Here is an 11,788-nt window from a genome sequence, read left to right on the forward strand (position 1 = left end):
ACCGCAAGTCGGGAGCAGAGCGAAATCAGGCAGCGTCGCACTTCCGCGATGTCGACTGGCGGCTGCGTGCCACCAAGCTCGAGCTCAATATTTCACGTTGAAGTTGACTGTGACCTTGTCTTCGTGCCGAAGCTTCTTGCGGTCAGTACCGTAGACGTACTCCGTCGAGACGGACGTGTTTCCGGCAGGGTCAACGTTATAGAAAAGACCGGCGCCGTACTGATCCACGAAACGTTCCCCAAGCGCGTCCCAGTAAAGATTGGCATTGGCCTTGGCGTACAAGCGGTGACCGAACTTCTCAGGATAGAGGAATGCGGTGAGTTCGAAGTCTCCGCCAAGCCAAAGGTATCGTGTGTCATCAGCCAGTCCGGTGAAGCCGCCGTCGTTGACCTGTACGCTGTCGATGCGAAGGATCGGTGTAACGTACCAGCTGAGGTAGGGGTTATCCTTGCGAGTGATGCCCAGATGGATCCGCTCATCGTAGGGCTGAACAGTTGCCTGGAAACCGTATCCGCTGGCTTCACCATGAAAGTCGGTGAGGTAGTAGGCGCCGGCGGTGACGTAAGTGTAGCGGAACGGGCCGCCCTGAATCTGGAGTTGGCCGTCCAGCCCGATCTCGGCGTTGCTTTCGAGATCCCGACTGCCTGTCCCGAATTCGCCGGCGAGGTCCGAGTAGGCGGCGAGTGAATAGCCTGCCAGGAAGCCTTCCGCTATGTCCTGCGCGCCCGGATCTGGGCATGCATTGCGGAAAAGGACCACGGCGGTGGCAGCGTCGACGGTCGCCGTCGTCTGACCGAGCACGTAGTCATGGTTGACCCGGATGGACGCGCCCTTGGCTTGCTTGGCGCCGAGCGTGTTGTCATAGAGCGACATGTCGACCTTGTCGCGGCGTAGGAACAGCCTCTGCTTGACCGAGCATTCCGGCTCAAGGCCCTTCTCGCCCACCTCAATCGCCGCATCGATCCCGGTGAAGTCGATGTTGGCGTCCTTAATCGGTAGGCGACCATGGGCTTGAGAAAGCTTGTCGAGGAGCGGGCCGAGAGTGGCTTGCACGGACTCGTTATCGCTGAGGCGATTTTCCGCTGTGTCGTAGATGGTTTGGATTTCGTTTTTACTGAGTTTCCCGTCGGTCGGAGCGACATCGTAGGCGCGCAATACGGGACTCGCATAGTGGAGGGCGAGAACGTGCATCTCCTCCCCATCGTCGATATAGCCGTTGTGGTTGAGGTCGTACCGTTCAGCGACAGACTTTTCTGCGGCCGCCGCAAAGGACAGTCCCAGCAGCGATACGACCGGCAGCACTAACAATCGCACGGTCATCCGATCAGCACCTTCCAGCCCATCTGCTTGTATTTTCGTAAGATGATCGTTGTCACATCGTGGACTGTCTTGGCCTTGCTTATGTCCCCCACGGTGACCTCCAGCTTATCATCATGAAATGGTTTGTAGCTGCTGATCATGTCCGGCAGCACGAATGCGGGGTTCGCACCGTCGAAGAAATCGGTCAGAGGATCGAGCGTGTCGACCCCGATGATCCCCTTTGGATCCAGTACCATTCGCAGCCGGGCCGAGACGATGCTAACTCGTATATTCTTCCCACTCAAACTGTAGGCATAGATCGCCTGTTTTTGCATGACCCCTCAAGCCCCTAATTAAGCAATGGCTTAGGCTAGTCTTTTTGAGAATCGAAGTCTAGGCGTTGGACTCTCTGCGTAACTATATTTGTAGGCCAACGCGGCAAGGAATATGTATTGCAAGGACTCCTGCATTTACCCCCTCCGTTTGCGACGAGAGCCCGGTTCGCTTGTAGGCAACGACTATCGTCAACCGTACCTATGCACTCTGAAAGACGTCGAACCCGCCTTGGACGCTTGCCACCGCCAAGTGGCTTTGCGGCTGGCGCACCGACAAGAAGCGTCAAATCACGCCAGCAAATTTCTTTGTGACCGCCTCAAAGCCCTTCGCTGTCGGATGCAACTCGTTTGCCCACCAGGTCTTGTAGGTTGAGCCTGTCGCCAGCGTGTTGCGCAGATCCAAAAATTTGACATGTCCAAAAGGCGACGTGCCGGCAAGACCAGCAAGCATCGTGTCGAAGCGGTCAATCAGCTCGACGCAGATTTGCTTTCGCCTGCTCATCTGAGAGTAGCCCTTTTGGCGAAAGCCTGGCTCAAGCCAAGGGCCTGGAAACGGGCCCCACCCACCCAAGAAGCCTCGCCCGTCAGGCACCGGATAGTCATAGCCATGGATCACGATGGGTACGGGATGGCCAAGGTGGGCTTTGCAGATTTCGGTGATCGCACTAAGAATGGTCACGTAGGCATCACGAATGCGCTGATCGATAATACCCGTGACGATTGATTGGTTGAGGCCGGCGATGCTCGACGTCGCGTGGTTGAGCAGCATGGCAAACTCGTCACCCGCCACATCATTGCCACCGCCTGAAAGGAGGATCGCGCGCGGTTCGACGCCCGTGCGAAGAACCTTTTCGACCCGACGCGCAAAGTCGTCGAGTTGACTGTCCGAATAGGCCATGTCCTCGACCGTATCGCCGCGATGGGCTGCCGACTCCACATCGAACCCATAGCTATCCTCAAGATCGCTCAGGATGCTCAGCGCGTCCAACTGCGCCGAGAAGCTCGATAACTGCAGTGCAGCTTTGACCTGGCTGACCGAGCCGCGCCCCTGATGAAACATGTCGAGTACCCAGATTGCCAGTTCCGGCCGCCGGCCGAAGAGATCGTATCTTTGGGCGAAGGCATTCATCTTGCGTTTGACGATGCGAAGCGCCACTTCGATCGTCTTCTCAATGACTTTCGGGTCATTGAGCGACCAGTGGACGAATTTGGCGGCGGTCAGCACTTCCGCGTTGTCGACGCGGTATGAATCCGGATTGAGATAGCGCATGAACCGCGGTATCTGCACCCCGGTTTGGCTTCCAATCGGAACGGCCTCCTCGTGCTCAAGGTCCACTTCCCCGCTGGACGTCATCTGATGCACGCGCCCATTGACAAGCTTGAGGTCCGGGAAATAGGCGGCGGCACTGCTCAGGCCAAGCAGTTCACGCATCAGCAGGATCAAGTTGTCCTTCGGCGTATGGGCGGCAAGCTGGAAGAAGCCCCATGTGAAATGCGCGCGATCATAGCTGTTTATCGTGAGATGCCGGGCGTTGCTTTCGCCCATGGCGGTCGGCCAAATGAAATGAGCCCACGCACCGGCCTGGTTGGCTGCCTGGAAGCGATCGTAGATTAGCAGAATGCTTGAGCGCGCAAGCCCTCTTCGCCGCACATACCTGGTCGACTTGGCGACGAAGAATCTCTCTCCTGTAGACTCCTCCGTCGCGTAGAACGAGACGCCAGATTGTTGTGGCTCGTTGGCCGGTTCAATCGTAAATGTCCTGGCTCTTGGTTTCGGCCTGGCTCTCTCGCGAGTTGACCCTTCTTTCGAGGGCTCGTCAGTCGCGTACTCGTCTGGCGGCAGAGCGCGCAATGCGTCGGCAGCAAGCCCCTCACCTGCGTTCTCGGCAACTTCCGACTTGAGCATCAGCCTTGTTAGCGGGGCAGCAGAAAAAACATCCCAGCCGGTCAAAAGGTCGAATGCCGGGCTGTAGACTCCATCTGCCCATGCCTCGCCTTGTTGTCCGGTAAGCTCGCGCTGGAATTCGGTCAGACGAGCACGGGTGGCGTAGCCGAAATATCCGCTTGCTCCCAATCCCAGGCGCTGCTGAAGCAGCAATACTGCCTGCCCCTGGGAGCCGACCCGCAACCGGACCAAGGAGCCGGCCGGTTGCCCATCTCCCAGTTGGGCCGCCGCCAGCGCCGCATCCTTCCCCGTCAACAGCATCAGGTCGAGTCGTGAGCGCTGCCCGATCTTCGAGAGCACCTTCTGGAACTTCCCCCACTGGTCGGTACCTGTCTTCTTGCCTCGAATCGTGAGACAGCCCCAGGATGAAAAGTACGAACCAAGGTCAGGATTATAGGTTAGATAGTAGGAACAATGGACGTTATCGAGCGGGCGCGATGGATCCCATATATCCTTGGTTCCCAGGATATAATCGTTCTTCGTGCGCAGGACAGTGGCGGATTGGCCGGCCTCAAGATCGGCCAGGCTGGCGTTCGAAACCGCCAGCCTGAGCGCCGGCTTGATCGTCTTGTGGCGCCACACATAGTAGCTGTAGAGCCCGTTTGGCAGGACGTTGCAGCTCATTCCACCATTTACATAGCCAAAAATAGCCTTTCGGCACGGCACGGTTGATCCCGTGTACAAAGAGAGCTTGCGCGTCTTCCTGAAGAAAAAGCCGATCAGGCACTTGAAGTTGATGTGATCGGGGCGGGTGACCATGACAGTCGCCTCATCGACTGTCTCGACGTCAAGCAAGCCGTCCGCAAGTGTCGCGCCGCGCAACGCAATCGCGATCGTGTCGTCCTCTCCCTCGGGTACGAAATAGTTCAACGCAATGAGGCGGTCGAGCACTTCCGCAGTGAGCAGGAAGGTGGCGGGCGCTTCGATGGTTGCGACACTGGCATAGTCGGGAGCGTTCTCGTCATACTTCGGCCACTTGACCGCGTCGTAGGCGCTGGCTCTTGCGAAGTTCCTCAAGAACCCATCGGGGTCTTTCGCCTCCACGGACTCGAGATATTCCCCCAGTTCAACATCAATGTCGGACGGTTCCTCTTCGACCAAAGGGTCTGGCAGCGCCGCCATATCATCCATATCAGGGATGCCGGACCTTGCCGATTTGCCAGATTTACTGCGGTCTTCGCTCTCCATTAGCAACATCAAACTCTCCTATCGTTCGGTGCCGCCCGAAGCCGCGGCATTAGCCAGCGCTCCAGCGTTCCAGGGTCCAATGCGAATTTTCAAAAGAGATCGGGCGCGTTTGGCCGCGACCAGTTTACGAGGTGATATCGGCGAGGTAGCGATTAAGAAGGAAATCGGCCCAGCGATGGTTCTGAACGAACTCTACCGGATAGTGGGCGTTTGTTTTGATGTATCCGATGTGATCGGGATCGGCGTTGAAATTGGCCCGCGTCTCCGGGAAATAGATCGCCAACCCATTGGAGCCGAACCTTCCTTGACGATCGGCGCCGGCATAGTTTGCAACAACAGATTTGCTAAGGTTCTGCAACACAATGGCAGCGGCATCCCCCGCAGTGGAACCCGCCAAGGTGGAACCAATCTGTTGTGCAAACCGACCCAGGTCAATTCCGTGCAGGCCGTATCCGGGCGCGTACTCCTCGCAAGCCTGGCGAGCAGTCACGATTCGACTGAAGTCAGCATCTCCAACATTGACCAGCGCATCTGCAAAGCTGTCAATACTTGCGGCGAGCCCATCCATGCTTGGAAGGTCGATAGCAGATAGCGTCGTGGCCGGGTCGTCTCCAACCCCCTGGTAATATTCCTGGTACGAACCAACCATGGTCGTGCCGAGGTCAGCGGCTGTCATGTCGGGATTGTCGGTCAGCTTCTTGAGCCAATCCGCGTAGTTCCAGCCGTCACCAGGTTCGAGTTCCTCGCTGGCGACCATCACTTGGCCAATATTGCGCAAAGCGTACCCGGTTTCGACCATGCCCATCAAGCAGGCATCGAAGCCGATCACGTCCACATTTATCCCCTTCAAGCTCTCCTGGATTTCGCGGTTGTAGAGCGTGTCGCCGCTCGTATCGTCTGATGATACCGAGCGCATTGTGCCGCTGACCGTCAGATCGAGCGGAATAGCCTGAGTAGATGACAGCGAAATTCTACCATCCGAACGGTTTCGGGAGGAGAGACTGGTCGCGCGCCGTTCAGCTTCGCGCGCCATTCGCGACGCGCGAAAATCCCTGAACCTGCTCAGGTCGATACCGCTGATATCGGGTCGAACGGTACGGAAATGACGCCAGCCCTGGCCATGGTTCCATATGGCCAGCATGTATTTCCTCGCAGGATACTGTTCCATCGCCCAATCGACGAAATTGCGCAGTGTTGTCCCGCTTCCCATATTGGTGTCGCCAAGCGATGCAACGGCTTGAGCAGGCGTAGCGTCGCCACCTTTTTGAACATTGAAGCGGTAACAACCCTGCCATTGCGGTGATGTCGTCGCGAATCCGCCGTTTCGGTCAAACTGGACGACAATATTGACTTTGTCGTCACTGCCAACCTTCGCCATTTCGCGAAAGTCCTTGAGGCCGAACGGCTCGAGGTTGTTGTCGGCATTCAGAAACACCATGATCGTCCATTCACAGGTCTGCGCCATTTTCCATTCCTTTCGTCAAAGCTGGCCTATCGAAACCGCATGCGTCTTAGGCAACCTAAAGTGGGACTTGGCTTGAGCTCACGCTTCAGGCGCTCGCTGACGTGACTTGTGCGCAGAATGCCAGGAGACCCGCGCAAACTTCCTTGATGGTTGTCTCGCGCCCGCCGTCGTCGGGCTGGAACTCGTGACCGCATTCCATCGTGAAGCCGAGCACTTTCGGCAGCTCAGGCCTGGCGAGGTGACGACTGTAGGAGTAGTCATCGCTTGCGCCTGATGTGGCATAGAGTTCGAAGGCGGGGCCGACGTTGTAGTCATCGCCTGCCACGAGGGTGATCGCGTCTTTCATCGCGCGTGCCAGCCCCCGCACGGTATCGAGATCGGCCTCGGTGATGAACTCTCCGTAGGAATCGTCGGGATTGCCACGGATCCCGTCGAACGCCGGGTTCAGAAAATTCTGCTCGGGAGCGGTGGTCTGATTTGAATCAAGGCCCCACGAGTGAAACACCGCGGGTATGGCGCTATGGACGTCGACAAACCAACCGGTGCCAGGCAAGCTATCGAGAAGCCACACGATATTGCGCGTCTCGGGTTCGGATGCAGCGGCGGGACCGACGTAGAGATATTTGTGGCATGGATCGTCGGACGCGCTCACGCCGCCCGGGGCGAAATGCAGCTTAAAATCCCAGGCGACGTCAAAGTTTCGATTGATATCAACGCCGTAGCAGACGGCACCTTGCCTATTGACCATTGGCCTGCGGTTCTTGCGCCAGTCCCCATCGACGTTCTGGCTGAACACGCGTCCATCAGGGTTGGCGCAAGGCAGGATCACGATCTGGATTCGATCGACGATCGAGGCCACCGTCGGCTTGTCGAAGTAGGAGGATCCGTATCGCAGCCCGGTGCCTGAGCTGTAGGCTTCCAGAAGATCGGCAGCAAGGGAGATCAAAGCGTCCGGCGGCACCCACTCGCGGGCGTGGACGCCGCCTACGAAGATGGCGGTCCGCTGATCTGGACCGCGCATCTTTCCGATCGCAAGCGCCCCAACGCTCCGTGATTCCACGGTGAGGTTTGGCAGCGGCACCTGCGTGGTCAGGGTCGGATATTTTTCTGCCAGGATTTGAACAGCGCTAACGATCTCGTCGTAGTTGAGGTAGGCCATTTCCTACTCCTTCCTTCCAGGTCCGCGCGGCATTTCTCCGCTCAGGAAGCGGTTGCCCGACGAGACGAGTTCGATGCGGGAACGTGTATCGGGAACGGTCTCGAGCACTTCTATCGAGATTCCTGTCGCCGCACGGGCGACGAGGCGGTCGATTTGCGCTTCGTCGGCGATTCCGATTGTACTGGTGCGATCCCCTTCACGCCGAGCCACCGGGCGGCATCCAAGATCTATTTCAGTGTCCGCCAGGAACTGGCGGAGGGCAGCCTTGCTCTCCGCCGATATCTTGAGCTTCTTTTTCATGGTGCCGCCCTATTTGTTCGCGGCAATCGTCGCTTCGACCCAGTCCTTCACGGCGGACACACGCGTGTAGACGCCATACAGATCAGGGCGAGCACAGCCTTCACCCCAGCTGACAATGCCGACCAGCTGGGGCGGCTCCAGCATCAGCACTGCCGGCCCGCCGCTGTCGCCTTGGCAGGAGTCCTTGCCGCCCGTCTTTTCGCCCAGGCAGAGCATATTCTCGGTGATCGCGCCGCCGTAGCTCGCCTCCGCATTGCAGGTCTCGTTCGAAACAACGGGGACGTCGACACGCAGCAACTGGTTCGATGTGGGACCGCCTTCACTGGTTGCACCCCAGCCAGAGACCCTGATCTGGGTTTCCGGCTCTAACTTGGTGTCGGCTGTCGCGAGCGCCACAGCCGTGCCCACCGACAGTGGCTCTTTCAGCTTGATAAGAGCCGCATCGTGATCGTATTGCGCGGCGGACTGTCCCCAGCCCGGATTTATGAGTATTGCCGTGGCGTCGACCCTCTGGCCGCCGGTCGATTTGAAGACCGTGCCGGCGAGGACATCGACATTCACAGGGTCCTTGTTGACAAGTCCGTTGTCGACGCAGTGTGCCGCTGTCAGTATCCACTGCGGGGCGACAATCGAGCCACCGCAAAACTGACGGGGCGCGGTAGCCTTTGCATCGAGCAACGCTACCTGCCAGGGCAGCTCCTTGATGTTCTGCACAGGAACGCCACCGACGATGAAGTCGTTGAAGCCCCCCGCAAATGCGGGGCATGTACTCAAGACAGTAGCGGCCGCAACGGCGGCAAGGCAGGTGGAGACTTCAAGTCGTTTCATTTTCAGACCTCCTTCTTCAATGGGCGACGGACTGTCACCGGGTCCAACTCACGCAAGGCCATTGGCGCCGGCGTCCGCGACAGGCAATCCGCCCTGCGCTGCCGCGACTGCCGCTGCTGCATCGATGCAGCCGAAGCCGAAAAGATCAGAGTGGCCATCTGGTCCGTAGTCGGTGGGGCTGCCGATGCGGCGCGCGGTTTGCTGCAATATGCCGCGCAGCTGGGCGGCACGGAGCTCCGGAGCCGCTGACAGAACGAGCGCACAGACACCGGCGGCAAGCGCACAGGCGCTCGAGGTGCCCTTGAAAAAGCGATAGTAATCACCCTCCGCATAACCGCGCGGGCGGGTGACTCCATTGCCGTCGACATAGGTGCCGGTGACATCTGCGGTAATGATCGCCCGGCCGGCCCCGCCACTGGATGGCGCGCAAAGCGCTATTTCGGCACCAAAATTCGAGTAGTCGGACCGCTGGTCGAGACTGTTCGAGGACGCGACGGCAATGACGAGCGGGTGGGTGGCAAACCCATTTAGGTGAGTTGCGTCATTGATGCTGACGTTGGCATTGCCGGCAGCAAAAAGAACCGGCATGCCCCGACCTGCGCGCCCTTGCTCAACGCAATAAGTGATGGCATCTGAGAGGCGAGTGGGCAGCTCGTATTTGGCTGCCTCCGGACCCCAGCTGCAGTTGGCTATCCACGCCCCGTTTTCGGCAAGATAGTAGAACATCCGCGACAGCGGCTCTGGTTCGATGTCGGGACTCATGCGGATGGGCATGATCCGCGCGTAGGGCGCTGCACCGATCATGTCCCCCGCACCAAAACTAGCGGCTGCAACCCCGGCGCAAGCGGTCCCGTGCCAATCGTCGTTCCCGCCATCGGGAACATCCGGCGTGACGTCTGGCGAGTTCCTCACGAAGTCCCAAGGCAAGATCGCCTTGTCTCGAAAGTCCGGATGGGTAAGATCGAAGCCGTCGTCGATGAAGCCAATGACAACATCGGCACTGCCCATCCCGTCGAGACATTTCCACGCGTCCACCACGCGCGCGTCGGCTCCTGCCTTATAGCCGAGCGCTTGCCCGCCTGGCCCACCCGTATTGCATAGATGCCAGAGTTCACCAAAGAGCGTGTCCGGAGGCGGCGGCACCTGTGCTGATCGCCTGGGCGTGGCCAGGTCCGGCTCGGCGATCGCCACCGCTGCCTCTGCCTGCAACGCCAAGCAGATATCCACCGTATCTGACTGTGCAAGCACCGTGAAACGCCCGGCGCGCTCGGACTTCAAGACCGTCAACCCGTAGCGCTGCAGTATGTCATTTCCCGCCGCCTGATCGACGCCGTCGGCCAAAGCAAGGTAGATCGTTCCCGTCGGCACGAAGGGGACCAGATCATCTGATGTGTGATAGACCGCGGTCTGTCGAGCCACCGACATCATGCGGCCGAACTCCTCGCGTGCCGACCGCTGTTTCCTGAACGACGTGGGGAGTTCGACGATGTCGAATCCAGCAACTCTCCCGCGAAGCGCACCCTGGCCACGCGCTCCGAGTGACTGTATTTCGGTTCCGAAAGACGTTGTTCTGCCGAGCCGTGGTCTTGCCGCGACCAGGACATCGCTTCTGGTCAGGATCACGTTGGAGCGGCCAAACTTGATTTCTACCTTGGTGGCCACGGGATCAACTCGCTAGACTTGCGCGGGCAGCGGCAACCGCGGCCGCGGCATCGACGCAGCCAAACCCAAAATGGATCGAGTGACCGTCCGGAGCGTAGGCACCTGAATCGCCGATGCGGCGAGCGGTGCGTTGCAGAATCGAGCGCAATTCCGCCGCGCCAAGCCGAGGGGCTGCCGACAGGACCAGAGCGCAGACTCCTGCCACCAGGGCGCACGAACTGGACGTGCCTCCAAAACAATCGTGCTGGTCGCCGTTCTTGTAGCCGCGTGGCCTGGCTATTCCTGCTGGATCGGTCCAGCTACCGGCTGCGTCACTGGTCACGATGGTCCAGCCGCCACCGCTGCTTGAGGGCGCACACAGGCATATCTCGGAGCCGTAGTTCGAAGTATCGGACCTCTGGTCGAGGCTCGTCGACGATGACACCGCGATCACGTCGGGATGCGTCGCAAGGCCATTGAAATGAGTTTCGTCATTTATGCTGGTGTTCCGATTCCCGGCGGCGAAGAGTATCGGCGTCCCAAGCCCGCCCCTGCCTTCCCTGACGCAGCGCGATATGGCGTCCGAGACGCGCCGGCCGATCGGGTATCGGGCTGCCTTTGGCCCCCAGCTGCAATTGACGACCCAGGCGCCATTATCTTTCATGTAGTCGAAGATTCGCGCCAGCCCTTCGGAATCGATGTCGGAGCCCATGCGTGCTGGCATGACGCGAGCATGGGGAGCGGCACCGACGATATCCCCTGCATCGACCCTCCCGGCGGCTACGCCGGCGCAGGCCGTGCCGTGCCAGTCCCGATTGGCGGCGGCCGGGTCACATGGCCCCACGTCGGGTTCGTTCCGCTCGAAATCCCACGACAGCACCGCCTTGCCGCGCAAGCCCGGATGCGAAAGGTCGAAACCGTCGTCGACGATACCGATGACAACGCTATCCGAGCCGAGGCTACCAAGTGCGTACCAGGCTTGCACCACACGTGCGTCGGCACCGGCTTTCAAGCCGCTGGTTTGCCCGCCATGCTTGCCGATATTGTTGAGGTGCCAGTGCCTGCCGAAAAGCCGGTCTTCGGGGAGCAGAATATTGGCGGGCTGTTTCGGCGTTACCAGATCGGGTTCGGCGATCGCCACCGCCGGATTCGACTGCAGGGAAGAACACGCTTCGACCGGATCTGTCCTCGCCGCGACAGTGATGAAACCACCGTGTTCTGTCTTCAGCACGAGGAGCGAGTGTTCTTGCAATATCCGATTGACGCTTGCCTGATCGGCTCCTTCCTTGAACTTCATGTAGATGGTGCCGGTCGGTACGAACGGCACCCCGTCTTCCGAGGTGTGGTAAACTACGACTTGGCGCTGCATCGACATCATGCGAGCGAGATCTTCACGCGCCATTTGCCGCTTTGTCGGCGCACTGGGAAGTTCGACGGCAACGTGGCCGCCGACCGTGCCGCGTCGGGCGCCGAGACCGCGCAGCTCAATCGAGTTCACCTCAGCCTCGAAGGATCTTGAGCGCCCCGGCTCAGGCTTGAGCGCGACAAGAACATCGCTTCTCCAGAGCGATACCGTCGATCCGCCGAACTGGATGTCGAAATGGGTGGCCATGCCTATACCTTTGAAA

9 protein-coding genes are annotated in these 11,788 nt (G+C 59.3%); all 9 read right to left on the reverse strand.

What is annotated here, in order from left to right; all coding sequences use genetic code 11:
* Window positions 1-84: 84 nt before the first annotated feature.
* Window positions 85-1,320: a hypothetical protein gene (locus LB520_RS11865; RefSeq protein WP_224637618.1), complete on the reverse strand. Its 1,236-nt coding sequence runs from the start codon at window positions 1,318-1,320 to the stop codon at window positions 85-87.
* Window positions 1,317-1,634 (reverse strand): hypothetical protein, encoded by a 318-nt coding sequence (locus LB520_RS11870; RefSeq protein ID WP_224637619.1) that lies wholly within the window; start codon window positions 1,632-1,634, stop codon window positions 1,317-1,319. The genes LB520_RS11865 and LB520_RS11870 overlap by 4 nt, the downstream gene beginning before the upstream one ends.
* 283 nt (window positions 1,635-1,917) lie before the next feature.
* Window positions 1,918-4,776 carry an SGNH/GDSL hydrolase family protein gene (locus LB520_RS11875; RefSeq protein WP_224637620.1) on the reverse strand — a complete coding sequence of 953 codons (2,859 nt, stop codon included), beginning with the start codon at window positions 4,774-4,776 and terminating at the stop codon, window positions 1,918-1,920.
* A gap of 115 nt (window positions 4,777-4,891) precedes the next feature.
* Window positions 4,892-6,232, reverse strand: a complete 1,341-nt coding sequence (locus LB520_RS11880; RefSeq protein ID WP_224637621.1) for a clostripain-related cysteine peptidase — start codon at window positions 6,230-6,232, stop codon at window positions 4,892-4,894.
* A gap of 85 nt (window positions 6,233-6,317) precedes the next feature.
* Window positions 6,318-7,391, reverse strand: a complete 1,074-nt coding sequence (locus LB520_RS11885; protein ID WP_224637622.1) for a M14 family metallopeptidase — start codon at window positions 7,389-7,391, stop codon at window positions 6,318-6,320.
* 3 nt (window positions 7,392-7,394) lie between these two features.
* A complete protein-coding gene (locus LB520_RS11890) occupies window positions 7,395-7,691 on the reverse strand; it encodes a hypothetical protein (RefSeq protein ID WP_224637623.1) in 297 nt (98 codons plus the stop codon).
* Window positions 7,692-7,700: 9 nt separating this feature from the next.
* Entirely contained in the window at window positions 7,701-8,519 is an 819-nt protein-coding gene (locus LB520_RS11895; protein ID WP_224637624.1) for a serine protease, read from the reverse strand.
* 48 nt (window positions 8,520-8,567) lie between these two features.
* Entirely contained in the window at window positions 8,568-10,181 is a 1,614-nt protein-coding gene (locus tag LB520_RS29285) for a S8 family serine peptidase (protein WP_224637625.1), read from the reverse strand.
* 4 nt (window positions 10,182-10,185) lie between these two features.
* Window positions 10,186-11,788, reverse strand: a 1,603-nt coding sequence (locus LB520_RS11905; RefSeq protein WP_224637626.1) for a S8 family serine peptidase, incomplete at its 5' end; no start/stop codon positions are given.

It is taken from the genome of Mesorhizobium sp. CA12 (assembly GCF_020165255.1).
GTDB lineage: Bacteria > Pseudomonadota > Alphaproteobacteria > Rhizobiales > Rhizobiaceae > Mesorhizobium.